Source organism: Acidihalobacter aeolianus (assembly GCF_001753165.1).
Classification (GTDB): Bacteria; Pseudomonadota; Gammaproteobacteria; order DSM-5130; family Acidihalobacteraceae; genus Acidihalobacter; species Acidihalobacter aeolianus.
In genome coordinates this window covers 2,758,250-2,773,451 of sequence record NZ_CP017448.1, presented here as the reverse complement: position 1 = coordinate 2,773,451, position 15,202 = coordinate 2,758,250, and the positions used below count along the sequence as shown (strand labels likewise).

General features: G+C 60.6%; 16 protein-coding genes. 9 read left to right on the top strand and 7 right to left on the bottom strand.

Translation table 11 applies throughout. The features are described from left to right. Positions 1 to 52: 52 nt before the first annotated feature. From BJI67_RS17860 to BJI67_RS12825, 3 genes are all read right to left on the bottom strand, one after another. On the bottom strand, positions 53 to 916 hold the full coding sequence (locus BJI67_RS17860; protein ID WP_197513105.1) for a hypothetical protein: 864 nt from the start codon (positions 914 to 916) through the stop codon (positions 53 to 55). Continuing rightward, positions 900 to 2,330 (bottom strand): replicative DNA helicase, encoded by a 1,431-nt coding sequence (dnaB, locus tag BJI67_RS12835; protein WP_065089378.1) that lies wholly within the window; start codon positions 2,328 to 2,330, stop codon positions 900 to 902. The genes BJI67_RS17860 and dnaB overlap by 17 nt, the downstream gene beginning before the upstream one ends. Positions 2,331 to 3,169: 839 nt before the next feature. Beyond that, positions 3,170 to 3,640, bottom strand: coding sequence for a DUF302 domain-containing protein (locus BJI67_RS12825; RefSeq protein ID WP_070073351.1), 471 nt, complete (start codon positions 3,638 to 3,640; stop codon positions 3,170 to 3,172). A 104-nt stretch (positions 3,641 to 3,744) separates the two neighbouring features. Between BJI67_RS12825 and BJI67_RS17025 the strand changes: the two genes are divergently transcribed. Beyond that, the gene (locus BJI67_RS17025) at positions 3,745 to 4,230 is read left to right on the top strand and encodes a hypothetical protein (protein WP_083250869.1); all 486 of its coding nucleotides are present in this window, start codon (positions 3,745 to 3,747) and stop codon (positions 4,228 to 4,230) included. On the opposite strand, the gene BJI67_RS12815 is transcribed toward BJI67_RS17025, so the two are convergent. Beyond that, positions 4,227 to 6,494 carry a putative bifunctional diguanylate cyclase/phosphodiesterase gene (locus tag BJI67_RS12815; protein WP_070073349.1) on the bottom strand — a complete coding sequence of 756 codons (2,268 nt, stop codon included), beginning with the start codon at positions 6,492 to 6,494 and terminating at the stop codon, positions 4,227 to 4,229. The two genes, BJI67_RS17025 and BJI67_RS12815, sit on opposite strands and share 4 nt — an antisense overlap. A gap of 202 nt (positions 6,495 to 6,696) precedes the next feature. Between BJI67_RS12815 and gshA the strand changes: the two genes are divergently transcribed. The 8 genes from gshA to BJI67_RS12775 all read left to right on the top strand — a co-directional run bounded on the left by gshA (position 6,697) and on the right by BJI67_RS12775 (position 13,365). Further along, entirely contained in the window at positions 6,697 to 8,274 is a 1,578-nt protein-coding gene (gshA, locus tag BJI67_RS12810) for a glutamate--cysteine ligase (RefSeq protein ID WP_070073348.1), read from the top strand. A gap of 284 nt (positions 8,275 to 8,558) precedes the next feature. Continuing rightward, complete coding sequence (locus BJI67_RS12805; protein WP_197513103.1) at positions 8,559 to 9,068, top strand: MarR family winged helix-turn-helix transcriptional regulator; 510 nt, start codon at positions 8,559 to 8,561, stop codon at positions 9,066 to 9,068. Between the two features lies 1 nt (position 9,069). Then, a complete protein-coding gene (gene ectA / locus BJI67_RS12800; protein WP_070073346.1) occupies positions 9,070 to 9,600 on the top strand; it encodes a diaminobutyrate acetyltransferase in 531 nt (176 codons plus the stop codon). After that, on the top strand, positions 9,597 to 10,877 hold the full coding sequence (gene ectB, locus BJI67_RS12795) for a diaminobutyrate--2-oxoglutarate transaminase (RefSeq protein ID WP_070073345.1): 1,281 nt from the start codon (positions 9,597 to 9,599) through the stop codon (positions 10,875 to 10,877). Before ectA ends, ectB begins: the two co-directional genes overlap by 4 nt. A gap of 30 nt (positions 10,878 to 10,907) precedes the next feature. Beyond that, the gene (locus tag BJI67_RS12790; protein ID WP_070073344.1) at positions 10,908 to 11,300 is read left to right on the top strand and encodes an ectoine synthase; all 393 of its coding nucleotides are present in this window, start codon (positions 10,908 to 10,910) and stop codon (positions 11,298 to 11,300) included. 137 nt (positions 11,301 to 11,437) lie between these two features. Then, positions 11,438 to 11,821, top strand: a complete 384-nt coding sequence (locus tag BJI67_RS12785) for a DoxX family protein (protein WP_070073343.1) — start codon at positions 11,438 to 11,440, stop codon at positions 11,819 to 11,821. Positions 11,822 to 11,831: 10 nt separating this feature from the next. After that, on the top strand, positions 11,832 to 12,815 hold the full coding sequence (locus BJI67_RS12780) for a glutathione S-transferase family protein (protein WP_070074152.1): 984 nt from the start codon (positions 11,832 to 11,834) through the stop codon (positions 12,813 to 12,815). A 115-nt stretch (positions 12,816 to 12,930) separates the two neighbouring features. Then, the gene (locus tag BJI67_RS12775; protein WP_070073342.1) at positions 12,931 to 13,365 is read left to right on the top strand and encodes a rhodanese-like domain-containing protein; all 435 of its coding nucleotides are present in this window, start codon (positions 12,931 to 12,933) and stop codon (positions 13,363 to 13,365) included. A 12-nt stretch (positions 13,366 to 13,377) separates the two neighbouring features. On the opposite strand, the gene BJI67_RS12770 is transcribed toward BJI67_RS12775, so the two are convergent. The 3 genes from BJI67_RS12770 to BJI67_RS12760 are packed head-to-tail and all read right to left on the bottom strand — an operon-like array spanning position 13,378 to position 15,163. Next, positions 13,378 to 13,950, bottom strand: coding sequence for a mechanosensitive ion channel family protein (locus BJI67_RS12770; protein WP_070073341.1), 573 nt, complete (start codon positions 13,948 to 13,950; stop codon positions 13,378 to 13,380). Then, entirely contained in the window at positions 13,947 to 14,366 is a 420-nt protein-coding gene (gene msrB, locus BJI67_RS12765; protein ID WP_070073340.1) for a peptide-methionine (R)-S-oxide reductase MsrB, read from the bottom strand. The genes BJI67_RS12770 and msrB overlap by 4 nt, the downstream gene beginning before the upstream one ends. Then, positions 14,363 to 15,163 (bottom strand): inositol monophosphatase family protein, encoded by an 801-nt coding sequence (locus tag BJI67_RS12760; RefSeq protein WP_070073339.1) that lies wholly within the window; start codon positions 15,161 to 15,163, stop codon positions 14,363 to 14,365. Before BJI67_RS12760 ends, msrB begins: the two co-directional genes overlap by 4 nt. Positions 15,164 to 15,202 lie beyond the last annotated feature (39 nt).

Below are 15,202 nucleotides of genomic sequence, written 5' to 3'. Positions count from 1 at the left end.
CAGCCGCCGCGCCCGCAAGCGGCGGCGGCTGCCTCCTATAGGCCTATAGGGCCTATAGAGCTAGAGGCTCCGGGGCTGGGCGCGTATTTTCCGGGGCTGGGCGCGTCGTCTCCGGGGCTGGGCGCGTCGTCTCCGGGGCTGGGTGCGTCGTCATGACGCCAGCCGCCCAGTCGATGTGAACGCCAGCCGTTGCCATGAGCGACGCATCGGCGGCGAGTTCGCGCCGTGCGCGGGCCCGGTCTCTGCTCTGCACGCCCACGGCGTCAAGCACGGTATCGATCCGCATTGTCGCGCCCGGCTTGTGGGACAGTATGAAGCGGGCGGCGGCCTGGCTTACGCCGTAACGCATGTGGAATACGGCCGCCGGGTAACGTACTTGCAACCGCCGCATAAGCGCAATCCATGCCCGCGAGATCGTGATTTCCCACATCATCCCGTCCCTGGGCGATGTACGGCCAGGCTCAGGAACCGGCGGCGCGGTTCTCCAGCGCGACCGTGATCCCACTCGCTCCGGCGGGGGGTCGCCGGCCTCGACAATGTGGGTGATGATCCCACTCCACTCTGATCGCTCACCGTGGATGATGAGCTCGATCTCGGCGGCACGTAGCGCGCGCAGGGCGTCCCTGATCTGCGAATATTTCCATCGATCCCAGCCCAGGCTGGCCCGCAGTCGGGCGGAGTCCACCAGGGCGGTCACGTCGCCCGTGGACTCCGGGCGCCACGCCTGAGCCGCCTCGCACACTGAGTCGAGTGCGTCGCGCTCGCGCTGGCCCAGATGGCCGGTGATGGTCGCATGCCCCCAGGCGGATTCGACGCGCTGTCTCACTAGGCCGCGCCCGACCCGGCGCACGGGGGCGAAAATCGGCACCCGGCAGGCGTGGCCCGCCGTGGTTATCATTTCACCATGGCGCGTCATTGGACCATCCTCTTTTAGCCTCCGCCATCGGCGGCGGCGGTCGCTTCCAATCCCGCGCCAGTGGCTTGAATGAACACGTCTCACCCAAAAATGCGAGCCGCACCGTGCCCGTGGCGCCGTTGCGCTGCTTGGCTATGATGATCTCTGCCGTCCCCTTGTCCGGGCTGTCCTCGTTGTAGACCTCGTCGCGGTAGATGAAGGCGATGAGATCGGCGTCCTGCTCGATCTGGCCGCTCTCGCGAAGATCGCCCAGCGTTGGCCGTTTGTCCGTACGCTGCTCAAGGCCCCTGTTCAACTGTGAGAGCGCGACCATCGGCACGTCAAAATCCTTGGCGATGGCCTTGAGTCCGCGCGAGATTTTGGACACCTCCTGCGTGCGGTTTTCACCCTCTGAAACAACGAGTTGCAGATAGTCCACTACGACCAGATCAAGGCCGCCCATGCTGGCTCGCATACCGCGCAGGGACTCGCGAATCTGGGGGATGGTCAGGGCCGGGCGATCATCAAGGGATAGCTCTCCCTCCATGGCTGACAGCCTAGCCACCCCAGCCGTCAGCTGCGCCCATGCGGCTTCCCCGCCGCCGTCCAGTTTTCTGGGGTCTCGAATGTGAGAGAGAGGCAGGCCGCTGGCGGCGGCGATCATGCGGTCCGCAAGGCCGGCCGCGGTCATTTCTAGCGAGATGACAGCTACCCGCGCGCCGTTTTCCGCCGCGTGCTGCGCGGCGTTCAGTGCCAAGGCCGTTTTACCCATCGATGGCCGGCCAGCCAGGACAATCATCTCGCCCCGATGCAGGCCTGTGGTGATGTCGTCCAGGTCAGGCCAAGGGGTCGCCAGACCTGGAAGAGCCCCCGCTTCATGGCGAAGCTCGATGCAATCGAGTGCGGCCCGGAGCGCGGCCTTGAGAGACGTGTCCCTACCCCCCCGCGCCGCTTCCCGCTCTGCTAGTGAGTCGGCTTCCTCCCTAAGCTCTTCAAGCGCTTCCAGCGCAGCAGTTCCCCGCTCGAACGCTCGCGCCGCGGAGGCTTGGGCGAGCGCCGCGATCTGCCTAAGCGCAGATCGCTCGCGCACAATATCTGCATAGGCGCGAACGTTGGCAGCGCTGGGAGTATCTCGAGCCAGAAGGCCGAGATAGGCCAGCCCGCCAGCCTGTTCCAAGGCGTCGGCCCGTTCCAAGGCGTCGGCCAGAGTGACCACGTCTACCGGCCGCCCGGCTTCGGCCAAGGCCCGGATCGCCCCAAAGATCAAGCGGTGATCGTGCCGGTAGAAATCGGCCTCGCTGACAAGATCGGCTACCTGATCCCAGGTCGCATTGTCGAGCATGAGTCCGCCGATGACAGCCTGTTCGGCTTCGATGGAATGGGGCGGGGTCGCTTCCCCGCCGGCGCGCGTGGGTGTAAAGTGCTGCTTACCCATGATCTTTACCTCTTCTCTTTCTCTCTCAGCGGGGGCAAGGGTTTTGGGCGGAGGGCGCGGCGGCAACCGCGCCCTCACTTGTTAACCGTTCTTCTTCTGGTGTCAGAGGGGAGTTTCCCAGGCGCCAAACCCGCGCAACAGCCCAGGATTGGAAAAAGACCCTTCTCCCCATCCTGACTTTTCCTGCCTGCAATCTCTTCACCCAGGGCTGCTCTTTCCTGATCGTCGACCCGCAAATAGCTCTGATCGAATCAGTCTTTAGGCCGATGATTTCAGCGACCCGCGAATATGAAAGCAGGTCTGTCCCGTACATCTCTTCTATCTTTTTTTGTTTCTCTTGGATTAGGTCCATAGCGTTATCTCTCCTATGGTTTGCTGTAGTAGCTATTCTCAACCCGCCAAACAGCGCAAAAATGTCTAAATAACCCTAAATACGGGCCTTTTTCTCAATTTCCTGCGCAGTCCGGCGGCCTCAAGTCCATTTTCTCTATGTCCCCAAAAACGCAAGCGCGAAACTCGAAAACAAAAAAAGCCGCCTCAAGGGCGGCTTCGTGATCGTGGTGGATTAGGGGTGGGGTACACCCCGCGCTCGCGGTACACTCGCGGTGCATCCGCTAGAAAAACCTAGTTTGCAGTCGTTAGCGCTAAGTCATTGTTTTGTATTAACAAACAGCCTATATTATGTTTGCGACAGTTTGCTTACTAAGTGCTTGATTTGCGCTAAGTTATTGATTTATGGCAGAACTTTTAATCCGATGGTCGTTGGTTCGAGCCCAACACGGCCCACCATTTTCCCGCTCGCGCTCGTAGGGCGGCTACCGCAGCAGTCTTGCCTCTTGTTACTTCACCGCCTGTTCGGCGAAGGCGTGCAACGCCTTGTGCATGGTGGCCACGGCCCCGGCGGCACAATGCCCGAGATGGTCACGCCTAGCGATATACTCGGGACTGTTGTAGCTCAGCCAGACCCGGCCTTTGGCATCCTGCCAGGCTAATGCCTTGAGCGGGAGATCGAGACCCGCGGTCTGCTTGCATTCCATCAGCTTGGTCCCGATCTTGGGATTGCCGAAAATCAGCAGTTCAGTCGGACGCAGCGCCAGGCCAACGCCGTGTGCGCCCTTGGAATGGTCGATTCTGGCGAAAATCGTCATGTGTTTTTGCTTCAGGGCGTGTATCAGGCGGTCCAGGGTGACTGGTACGCTGTGGTGGCTACGCAGGGTCACGATGCCGTTGTCGCTTGCCTGGGCGATCGATGGAATGGCAAGCATCAGTCCAATGCTGATACTCAGGCAGGCGGTGATGATTCGTTGCATGTCTTGCTCCTCGCGTTCTCGGATGAATGGCTTTTTGTATTGTCATGTGCTGCACAGATAGCTTAGACATTGTCGAGCGAGTTTTGATTTGCGACAGTGGACAGATGAGTAGCGCGAGCGACGAAAATAGCGGCGAAACAGATGATGGTGACGAAGCGCTTTGGCCGTCGCTTGAATACGAACGTCAAATTGCGAGGCTTCGCGCCGCGGTCGGCTGCAGGGTGTACCTTCTGGAAGCGCATCTGGACGCAGCGGTCCCTACCGTCACCTCCAGTGGGAAGGCCTACGAGCTTCTCGGCGTAGTGGATTATCCGAAGCCAGACCCAGCACGGCGGCTGTTTCCGCATCTGCTCTTGCTGGATGATGGGCGTGGCGTGAATCTGGGGCGAGTGCTGCGGGTCAGTGTCGATCAGGCATATGCTCCTGATCCGGAGCATTGCCTGTTCTCGGATGCGGCCCTTGAACGCCGTTTGTTACCGGCACAACGCGCCTTGAGTCGGGATCTGATTCGCGAGGTCAGTCGGACGCAGCTTGGTGAACTGCTCGGTCGCACGGACACGGGTGCCCGCCGTTTGGGGCGCAGGCCCTAGCCCCTGCTGACGGCATCGCCCGGAGGGCTTTCCCAGCGAGTTGCCTGTTGGCGGAAGTCTGGCTCGGGTACCGGCCGGCTGAACCAGTAGCCCTGGCCAAGGTCCACGCCCAGATCTCTGAGCAGGTGATATTGCGCCTCGGTTTCGATGCCTTCAGCCAGGGTTAGTAGTCCCAGCACACGGGCCAATGCCACGATGGCCTTGACGATTTCAAGGTCTTCCGGATCGCTGTCGATATCGCGGATGAAGCTTTGGTCGATTTTGATGGTTTGCGCCGGGAGCTTGCGCAGGTAGGCAAGCGACGAGTAGCCGGTACCGAAATCATCGATCGCGAGTCGCAGGCCCAGCGTACTGAGTCGGCGCATGATTTCCGTACTGCGCACTACGTCTTCCATGACTGCTGTTTCGGTGATTTCGAGTTCGATCTGGCGCGGCGTGATACCCGCATTCTTGAGTTCGTTCTGTACCTGATCGATCAATTCAGAGCTGTTGAATTGCGAGGCGCTGAGGTTGACCGAGATGTACAGATCCAGCCCGGCCTGCTGCCAGGATTTGACGTCGGAGCAAGCTCGCCGGAAAACACACTCGCCAAGCGGTGCGATCCAGCCGGTCGTTTCGGCAAGCGGAATGAATTCGCTAGGCGGAAGCAGTCCGCGTTCGGGGTCTTGCCAGCGCAAGAGGCCTTCCGCGCCAACCAGTCGCCCGTTCTCCAGGTTGACGATGGGCTGGTAGTAGAGCATGAACTCGTTGTGTTCGAGGGCGCGCTCGACGGCGTGTTGGAAGCTGACTCGGGCGTCGCTGAGTTGACCGGTATCAGGGTCGTAAAATGAGATGCCGGCTTGTCCGCGCTTGGCTGCATGGAGGGCGGCATCCACCGCGCGCAACAGCCCAGGCGCGCTGTGCGCATCCTCGGGAATGCAGGCGATGCCGATCCGCGCCTGCAGGCGCAAGGTGCGGCCCTCGATTTCGTAGGGATCGTTGATCTTGCGGCGGATGGATTGGGCGCTGGCGTGAGCGTTGATCAGACCGGACCCTGGAAGCCCGATCAGAAATTCATCGGCATCCAGATGCGATACGAAGGCATTCAGCCTATCTGCATACTTGCGCAGTCTATCGGCAATTTCCTGCAGCACGCGGTCGCCTGCATCGGTACCGAGTGCGGTATTGATGTCCTTGAAGTTCAGCAGGTCTATCTGGAGCACGCTGAGTGTGGTGTCGGGCAGGTTGAGTTGGTTTTCGATCCATTCCTGCGCGCCGATCCGGTTGGGCAATCCCGTGAGTGCTTGGCGTTTCGACTGGACCGTCAGTTCGGTGGCATGTTGCTGCTCACGCCGAATCAAGAGGTAGGCCAGGGCGATATAGCCGAGAATGCTGATGATCCCCAGTAATACAAACGGAGTAATACGGCGCATCCAATACAACGCGATGTTGTGAGATGACAGGCTGGCGTAGGCGACAACGGGGAATTTCGACAGATGGACATAGATGCCGAGGCGATGGGTTCCGTCGGTTTGCACCCGCCCATTGTAGGTGCCGATCATCTCATTGGGATTGCGGTGCAATTCCTGGATCAGCGATCCGTGCATTTGCATGCTGTAGACGCGTACCGGGTTGTTTGCGGGCAGGCGAGCGATATGGTAGCCGTCGGTGCGTATCAGGCCGACGGCGGTGTTCATCGGCAAGGTTATGTGCGCCCATGCCGAGGTGATCTGATCAAGCCTTACAGCGGCCTGGATGATGTAGCGAGGGCGGCCGTCAGGGTACCGTACGACGTAGCGCATCGGTATGCGCCAGGCATGTAAAACGAGCCCATACTGTGTCATGCCGATCCACGGTTGCTGGCTTTTGAGCGTTCTTTCCAGGCTTTTGTGGAAGATGGCTCGCGTGCGTGGGTCTGGTAGCGAGGAGCCGAAGGGCAAGGCAGTGTTCAGCAGCATCCGCCCATCTGGTGCAAACAGGGCCATGCTGGCAACGCTGGGATGGTATTTCTGATAGGTCTTGAGCAACTCATAATCGGCAGCCAGATCGTTGCCGTTGGCGCGTAATTGCCGGCTCAGGTAGGGCAGATCGTTGCCCAGTTCGTCGAAAATCGCCAATGCATTATCGGCCACGAACTGTGCGACTACACGTAGATTCGTCAGCAACTCCGTCCGCGTCTGCTGCCAGGCCCATAGGCTGATGCCGGCCAGCATGGTGATACCGCCGGCGACGAACAGGGCCGCGAGAGGCCACCAGAGCCGACGTACTGAGCGGTTGTGGGTCACTGATGGGCGGGAGGCGCGAATTGGTCTATTCCCCTAGCTGTGATGAGGCACGATTAATGTTGTGTCGAATGGCGCACCACAATGCTGAGAATACTAGTCGGTGATGCAGGCTAGCGCCAATCCGTCTCCCCTTGGCATTGCCGGTTTGCGCTAGAATCGGCCGTTCGCCTACCCCTTCATTCATTCAGACCTCGTGATCCCGATGTCCTCGTATTCATCAGCCGAGCGCCGTTTGCGCAATATCATCGATCAGGGTGAGGCCCACGCGGTGCGGTGCGGCCAGATTGGGTTGGAGAAGGAGAGCCTGCGTGTTCAGGCAGACGGCGCGATTGCCCAGTCGCCACATCCACGTGCGCTGGGTTCGGCCTTGGCGCACCCATACATCACCACAGACTATTCCGAAGCGCTGTTGGAGCTGATTACCCCGCCGGGTGACGATAGTGCAAAGACCCTGCAATTCCTTTGCGATACGCATCGGTTCGTGTATTCAGGCTTGGGCGACGAGTTCCTGTGGGCTACCAGCATGCCATGTATGCTCGGAGGAGAAGACAGCATCCCCATCGCCCAATACGGTAGCTCCAACCCCGGTCGGATGAAGCATATCTACCGACGCGGTTTGGGTTACCGCTATGGTCGTGTGATGCAGGTGATCGCCGGCGTACATTTCAATTTCTCCATGAGCGAGGCGTTCTGGCCAGTCAGGCAGGCACTGGAGGGCGTCACTGGGTCGTCTGTGGGGTTCGTTTCCGAATCCTACATGGGTATGTTGCGCAACCTGCAGAGACTTGGTTGGCTGGTGCCCTACCTCTTCGGTGCCTCTCCCGCCGTCTGTGTCTCCTTCTTCAAGGGGCGAGAGACCCGTCTGCCTAAATTCGATGCCTATACGCATTACGAGCCTTATGCCACCTCTCTGCGCATGGGTGACATCGGATATACCAATGCGAAGGAAGGAGAAAGCGGAATCAAGGTTTGTTACGACTCATTGTCGAGCTACATCGACAGCCTCGAATGCGCCATCCGTACACCGTACCCGAAGTACGAGGAAATCGGCGTCAAAGTCGATGGCCAGTACCGTCAGCTCAATGCCAACATCCTGCAAATCGAAAACGAGTATTACAGCAGTGTGCGCCCCAAACAGGTGCTGGAGAATGGCGAGCGCCCGGCGCTCGCACTCAAGCGCCGCGGCGTCCGCTACATCGAGCTGCGTTCGCTGGACGTCAATGCCTACCACCCCCTGGGGGTCAGTCCGGAACAGATGCGTTTCATTGAAGCCCTGCTGATCTTCGCGCTGTTCTGCGACAGCCCGCTCGTAGACGCGGACGAGCGTCGCGACATCGACGCTAATTTCCTACGCGTCGCACATCGAGGACGAGAACCTGGCCTCACGTTGCGGCGTCATGCCTGGGAAGTGGATATGCGCGACTGGGCTGAGGAAATTCTCGATGCGATGGGGGCTTTCTGCGAACTGCTCGATGGCGGTAGTAGTGGCGTGTACTGCCACGCGCTGGAGCGGCAAAGGGCCAAGGTGCGGGATCCGGAAGAGACCCCTTCCGCGCGGATGCTGCGCGAAATGCGCGAGCGCAAGGAAAGTTTTCATGCTTTCGCGCTGCGCATGTCGCTGGAGCATCGGAATTTCTTTCTGGCCCAAGGGCTGTCCGAGGAGCGGAGGGCGTTTTTCGAACAGTTGGCCGAAACGTCGCTCGCCACGCAAGCCCGGTTGGAAAACGAAACGAACTTGCCATTGGACGATTATATCGCCGCGTATTTCGCGGATCGCTAACCCCCCCCTCCTGTCTGCGGTACTCAAGCGCGGCCGTGCTTAGCGCATGGACTCTTTGCATGCCTGCGTCCCCGGCTTTAATAATTCGTACACAAATATAATCGTGTTCTCTTGTGCACTGTGATGGATCGTGCGCACCTATTTTGTTTCATTAAAAACATATAGTTATTTGTTGATTGCGTTCTTATGGTGCTACGTTTGGGGCGTTGTCCTTGAATAAATATATCGTACTCGATATAATTTCGACCATGAGTGAGCTGAATCGCGCCATCAGTGACGAGATCATGATCGCGCTGCGCCGCATCATGCGCGCCGTTGAAATCCATTCGCGCAAACTGGCGCACACGCATGGCCTGACCGGGCCGCAGGCCGTGGTGCTCAAGGCGCTGATCGCATTCGGTGAGCTGACTGTTGGCGATTTGGCCAAGGAAGTTTCGCTCGGGCAGGCGACCACGACCGAGATCGTGCAGCGACTGGAGCGCCATGGTCTGGTTTCCAAGCTTCGTTCGGAAAGCGATAAGCGGCGGGTCTACGTGAGGCCGACGGACAAGGCGATCGAGATCTTTCAACATGCGCCGCCACTGCTGCAGGAACGCTTCGCGGAGCGCCTCGACGCGCTCGCCGATTGGGAGCGCACGCTGCTGCTTTCCTCGCTGCAGCGGATCGCGAATCTGATGGATGCCCAGGATATCGATGCCGCTCCCTTGCTAACCAGCGGATCGCTGACCGATACGGGCCCAGCCTCGGCGGCCGGTTCCCATGCCGCAAAGACGGCTCGTAAACAGGAGGCCTGACATGAGAATACGTAGACCTAAGGTCGACGACGGCCGACATATTTGGCGCCTGGTGCGCGAGTCAGGCGTACTGGACGTGAATTCTTCCTACTGCTACCTGCTGCAGTGCCGCGATTATGCGGACACCGCAGCGGTCGCCGAGGACGGACGCGGGCTTGCCGGCTTCGTGACCGGCTATCGCCCGCCGATGAGAGAGGATGTCTGGTTTGTCTGGCAGATCGGCGTCGCCCAGCGCGCGCGGGGGCAGGGTCTTGCCAAGCGCTTGTTGCACGACGTCCTGCTTAGACATCCGGATGTGAGCCGGATCGAGGCCACCATCGAGCCCAGCAACCGCGCCTCGCGCGCCCTGTTCTCCTCACTCGCCAATGATCTTGGTGCGCCGATGCGCGAAAGCAGCGGCTTCTCGGCGGATCACTTCCCTGGCGACCACGCGCCGGAGCCATCCATACACATCGGCCCTTTCGTTCATCCCGATGCAGGTCGCCCGAATATGGGGCTTTCCCTGTACACACTCAGTGAGGTCAACGCATGATGGAAATCTTCGAGACACTGGAATCCGAGGTTCGAGGATACATTCGCAGCTTTCCCGTGGTGTTCGATCATGCGGAGGGCGCCTGCCTATACGACGAGGCGGGGCGGCGCTATATCGATTTCTTCAGCGGTGCTGGCGCGCTCAACTATGGCCACAATCATCCCTTGATGAAGGCCCGCCTGATCGACTACATCGAACGCAATGGCATCACCCATGGGCTGGACCTGGCCACACGCGCCAAGGCCGAGTTCCTGGAAACCTTCCGCGACGTGATTCTGAAACCGCGTGGACTGGACTACCGAGTACAGTTCCCCGGGCCTACCGGCACCAACGCGGTCGAGGCCGCGCTCAAGCTGGCACGCAAGGTCACCGGCCGCGAGAAGGTGATTTCCTTCACCAATGCCTTTCACGGCATGACCCTGGGTGCCCTGTCGGTAACCGGCAACGCGTTCAAGCGGGGCGGTGCGGGTGTCGCGCTGACGCTCAGCGACACCATGCCTTTCTATGGTTACTTCGGCGAGGATACCGATACCATCGAATACATGGATCGGTTCCTCAGCGACAACGGCAGTGGCGTGGATCTGCCGGCTGCGGTGATTGTCGAGACCATCCAGGCCGAGGGCGGGATCAACGTAGCCGACATGGACTGGCTGCGCAGGCTCACCGAAGTGTGCAAGCGGTACGACATGCTGCTGATCGTCGACGACATCCAGGCCGGCTGCGGTCGCGCAGGCAGCTTCTTCAGCTTCGAGGAAGCCGGCATCGTGCCTGACATCGTCTGCCTCTCAAAATCGCTCAGCGGATACGGCCTGCCCATGGCGGTGACCCTGATCCGACCCGAATACGATCAATGGGATGCCGGCGAGCACAACGGGACCTTCCGCGGCAACAACCCGGCCTTCGTCACCGCAACCGCCGCCTTGGAATTCTGGAAGAACGATGATTTCGAGGCGCAGATCGCGGCGCGTAGCGAGACCTTGCGCGAGGCTCTGGAAGGTTTGGCAGAAGCCTATCCCAAGGACTTTTCCGGCGTTCGCGGTCGCGGGTTGATGCTGGGTCTGGTATGCACCCGGGAAGGGCTGGCCAAGCAGCTCTCGCAGGCCGCCTTCAAGCGCGGCCTGATCCACGAAACCGCAGGGCCGGATGACGAGGTGGCCAAGTTCATGCCGCCCCTGACCATCGAAACCGCGGACCTCGACACCGGCATCGAGATTCTCCAGGCCGCGGCGCGCGACGTACTCGGTGCACCGCAAATGCGGTTGGACGAGGCCGTCTGACCGATTCCGATACCCAGGAGACACAGACCCATGATCGTCAAACAGGTGAATGACGTGCGCGGCACTGACCGTTCGGTGCGCACCGATACCTTCGAAAGCAACCGACTGCTGGTGCGAGCCGATAAGGTCGGCTTCTCGCTTAACCATACCGTGCTGTACGCGGGCAGTGTGACGCACATTTGGTACAAGCATCACATCGAGGCGGTGTACTGCATTTCCGGCGAAGCGGAAATCGAGACCCTGGCGGATGGCAAGCGCTATCACATCACCCCAGGCACTCTGTACACGCTGAACGGGCACGAAGAACACAATCTGCATGCGATCAGCGACTTCGAATGCCTGTGCGTATTCAATCCGCCATTGACCGGCCAGGAAGTGCACGATGCCGAGGGCGTGTACCCGCTGCTCGAGGATGCTTCCTAGGCGTTGATCCGATAAGCTGCACATGCAAAATTCCTGAGCGACATGCTCAGAAATTTGCATGTGCAGCCAACAAGCATGTCTTACCTTAAGTGACGTGCCGCACATGCGGTCTTCATCGGACACGAAAGGAGTCGGACATGCCCAGAAACATCGCCATGCTCGCAGGCCGCATCCTGCTGGCACAGATTTTCGTCATTGCCGGAATCGACAAGATTCTCGCTTATCACGGCACGGCGCAATACATGGCCGCCTTTGGCGTACCGCCGATTCCGCTACCCCTCGTGATTCTGCTGGAGGTCGGTGGTGGCGCCGCATTGGTGCTGGGCTGGCAGACCCGCTGGGTGGCACTCGCACTCTCAGCGTTCAGCATCGTCACCGCCATCATCTTCCACCACGACATTGCCAACGGCATGCAGAAGATCCTGTTGATGGGAGACCTGTCATTTGCCGGAGGCCTGCTGGTGGTGGGTGTGGTCGGAGCGGGCCGGATCAGCCTTGACGGTATGGCTCGGCGCGACTGAGGAGGACGGCATGAGTCTCTTGATCAACGGCAGTTTGCAGAGCGACTGGATGGCGCACGAGACCGAAGACGGTGAGTTCGTGCGTCTGGACTCACAGTTTCGCAACTGGGTGACGCCGGACGGCCGTCCTGGCCCTAGCGGCGAAGGGGGCTTCCCTGCCGAGGCCGGGCGCTATCATCTGTATGTCTCGCATGCCTGCCCCTGGGCGCATCGGACGATGATCTTCCGCGCGCTGAGAGGCCTGGAAACGGCCATCTCGTACTCGGTGGTGCATCCCTACATGGGGCCGGAAGGTTGGTCGTTCGATGCCTATCCCGGGGCTACCGGCGACAGTCTCTACCATGCTGACTATATGTATGAGCTCTACAGCCGCGCAGACCCGGGCTATACCGGGATCGTCACGGTCCCCGTGCTCTGGGACAAGCAGCGCGAGACCATCGTCAACAACGAGTCCTCCGAGATCATCCGCATGCTCAACTCGGCCTTCGCGGTCACCGCGAAGCCGGGGCTCGATTTGTATCCCGCCGAACTGCGCGGTGCGATCGACGAAATCAATGCCGAGGTGTACGGCAACGTCAACAACGGCGTGTACCGTGCCGGTTTCGCGGAGTCGCAGGAGGCCTACGAGCGCGCCTACCACGGTCTGTTCGGAACCCTGGACCGCCTCGAACAGAGATTGAACCGGCAACCCTGGTTGACCGGAGAGCAGGTGACGGAGGCGGACTGGCGGCTGTTCACCACCCTGGTGCGCTTCGATGCGGTGTACTACGTGCACTTCAAGTGCAGCCACCGGCGTCTGGTGGATTACCCTGAGCTATGGGATTTCACCCGTGCGCTCTATCAGGTACCCGGTGTGGCCGGTACGGTGAACATGGACCACATCAAGCGTCATTATTACACCAGTCACCCCGAGCTGAATCCGCGGGGGCTGATCCCGCCCGGGCCTGAGATCGACTTTACGGCGCCGACACGACGTACACCGCCGACGCTCTGAGCCAGGCGTAAACGGGGCGATGACAGCCGGCAAGTAACCATATATATTTCGTATCTATGGATACGAAATATATATGTGTAATCGAGCTCACCCCGCCGGGTGAGGGCGTGCTGCGATGAGCGATCAGGATCGCAACGGACCGGTTCCGCTCAGTCCCGTGGATGCCAGCCGGATGCTCACCGAGGAACCGCAGTCGTTGCTGATCGACGTGCGTTCATCGATGGAATTTCTGATGATCGGCCATCCGGTCGGGGCCGTGCACGTGGCCTGGCTGGACGAACCGGACTGGACGCCGAATCCACGTTTCGTGCTTCAGTTGCGTGAGCTGATGTTGGGTGGTAGCCGCTGCGTGGACGGCGATTGCCCGGCGGTGGTGCTGATCTGCCGCAGCGGTCGGCGCTCGCAGGAGGCCGGTCAGGTGCTGGTCGACGCAGGTCTTGCGCGGGTGTTCTATGTGGCGGACGGTTTCGAGGGGCCGCTCGACGCGCATCATCGCCGCAGCACGGTGGCCGGCTGGCGCTTCGAGGGATTGCCCTGGGAGCAGTGTTAAACGGCCAACTTCTTAACCCGGGGGCGTTTCCTCGCTTTCCCAGCGTTCCAACGTGGCCTTGTGTCCGTCGTTCGGTGCGCGGCGGATCACGCGTTGGAAGAACAGGTTATTGGGTACCATTAGCGTACTCCCATCCTCCTCGCGGATCTCGGTGAACATCAGGCTGCGGTCGACCGCGCGGCCTTTCAGGCCGTCGGGCAGTAGCTCAATATGTTCGCCCAATTCATAGGGACGCCAGATCCAGATAAACAGACTGGCCGTGATATTGCTGACCATGGTCCAGACGGCCAGTAGGCCGACCCCGACTACGGCGAGGGTACTGGCTATGATTGCCCACAGGCCGTCGACGTTGACACCCATGAAGCGTAGTGCGATCAGCGCCAGCATGGTCCACAGCACGCCGGCCGCGAGCCTCTGCAGAAACAGGGCGGTGTCGATCGACATCCGGGTGTGGCGGCGCCAGCGCGCCAGCGCTTTGCCGATCCAGCGCTGCAGAATGATGACGACGAGCGCGCCGCCCAGCAGCAGGCCGATACCCGGGAGGATATGTTGCAGGCCTTGGAGCCAGCCTTGCAGTGTGCTCATCGCGAATTACCCGTCTCTTCCGGTGCGAAGTCGAGCGATGCGGAATTGATGCAATAGCGCAGCCCGCTGGGTGGCGGACCGTCAGGGAATACGTGCCCCAGATGGGCATCGCAGCTGGCGCAGCGTACCTCGATGCGGTGCATGCCATGGCTGTGATCGTCGAGTTGACGTACGGCGTGTTCATCGACCGGCCCCCAGTAACTCGGCCAGCCGCTGCCTGAGTCGTATTTTTCCGTGGAGCGGAAGAGCGGGGCACCGCAGCAGACGCAGTGGTAGAGACCGGCTTCGTGATGGTTCCAGTAGCAGCCGGTAAATGCGGGTTCGGTACCGCATTCGCGGGTGACGCGGTATTGTTCCGGACTCAACCGCAGGCGCCAGTCGCCTCCCTGGGCAGGCGTTTTCTTGGCATCGCTCATGTCTGTTCTCCCATATCGTTGGATAGATTCTGCCGTAGTTCGTCGAACAGGCCCGCATCGCGTGCGGCAACCACGGAGCGGGGCGCGGTCGTCGGTCTGAACACGGTGTCGCCGTCCAGGGTCGATGCCTTCCCGCCGGTCTCGGCCAGGATAAGACTGCCGGCCGCTAGATCCCACAGACGCATGCCGCCGTGGAGGTAGAAATCGCCGCGCCCGGCGGCAAGCCAGCACCACTCCAGCGCGCAGGTGCCGAGATTGCGCTGCGAATGGTAGGGCGGATCGCAGGCGAGGTGGGCCGCCATCGGCTTGGGCAGACGTTTGAGGTCGACAATGCCGACCGCGCGCGAAAGCACCGTAGACCGATGCGCGGCCAGAGGGGTGCCATTGATCCGGCTGCCTTCACCGTGCACACCGGTGAAGCATTCGTCGCGCTCAGGGTCGTAAACCATGCCCAGCTTGGGTTGCCCGTCAACGATGAGCGCCAGGGATACGCTGTACAAGGGTATGCCTGCGGCGAAATTGCTGGTGCCGTCGAGCGGGTCGAGACACCACAGTGGGCGACCCGTGGCGAGCGCCTCTTGCTGGGCTTCTGATGGCATTTCCTCGCTGAGAAAGGCGATTCCGGGCCACTTCCGGGCAAGCGTTTCGCGCAAGCGGCGGTCCATGGCGAGATCGGCCTCGGTCAGCACGCTGCCATCTGCCTTGAGTTGCGCGCCGATACGCCGGAAGCGCGGCTTGAGCTCGGCCTGTGCGGTTTCAACCAGCAGTTGCGCGAGTTGGTTTATGTCGGGTCGCATGGTGGAGGTACGCGATGTATGGCGTCACACTTTGCCATA

Excerpts from the sequence above, each read along its gene's own strand:
- BJI67_RS17860 (WP_197513105.1), bottom strand. The coding sequence starts at position 916 with ATGACGCGCCATGGTGAAATGATAACCACGGCGGGCCACGCCTGCCGG.
- dnaB (WP_065089378.1), bottom strand. The coding sequence starts at position 2,330 with ATGGGTAAGCAGCACTTTACACCCACGCGCGCCGGCGGGGAAGCGACC.
- BJI67_RS12825 (WP_070073351.1), bottom strand. The coding sequence starts at position 3,640 with ATGCAACGAATCATCACCGCCTGCCTGAGTATCAGCATTGGACTGATG.
- BJI67_RS17025 (WP_083250869.1), top strand. The coding sequence starts at position 3,745 with ATGAGTAGCGCGAGCGACGAAAATAGCGGCGAAACAGATGATGGTGAC.
- gshA (WP_070073348.1), top strand. The coding sequence starts at position 6,697 with ATGTCCTCGTATTCATCAGCCGAGCGCCGTTTGCGCAATATCATCGAT.
- BJI67_RS12805 (WP_197513103.1), top strand. The coding sequence starts at position 8,559 with ATGATCGCGCTGCGCCGCATCATGCGCGCCGTTGAAATCCATTCGCGC.
- ectA (WP_070073346.1), top strand. The coding sequence starts at position 9,070 with ATGAGAATACGTAGACCTAAGGTCGACGACGGCCGACATATTTGGCGC.
- ectB (WP_070073345.1), top strand. The coding sequence starts at position 9,597 with ATGATGGAAATCTTCGAGACACTGGAATCCGAGGTTCGAGGATACATT.
- BJI67_RS12790 (WP_070073344.1), top strand. The coding sequence starts at position 10,908 with ATGATCGTCAAACAGGTGAATGACGTGCGCGGCACTGACCGTTCGGTG.
- BJI67_RS12785 (WP_070073343.1), top strand. The coding sequence starts at position 11,438 with ATGCCCAGAAACATCGCCATGCTCGCAGGCCGCATCCTGCTGGCACAG.
- BJI67_RS12780 (WP_070074152.1), top strand. The coding sequence starts at position 11,832 with ATGAGTCTCTTGATCAACGGCAGTTTGCAGAGCGACTGGATGGCGCAC.
- BJI67_RS12775 (WP_070073342.1), top strand. The coding sequence starts at position 12,931 with ATGAGCGATCAGGATCGCAACGGACCGGTTCCGCTCAGTCCCGTGGAT.
- BJI67_RS12770 (WP_070073341.1), bottom strand. The coding sequence starts at position 13,950 with ATGAGCACACTGCAAGGCTGGCTCCAAGGCCTGCAACATATCCTCCCG.
- msrB (WP_070073340.1), bottom strand. The coding sequence starts at position 14,366 with ATGAGCGATGCCAAGAAAACGCCTGCCCAGGGAGGCGACTGGCGCCTG.
- BJI67_RS12760 (WP_070073339.1), bottom strand. The coding sequence starts at position 15,163 with ATGCGACCCGACATAAACCAACTCGCGCAACTGCTGGTTGAAACCGCA.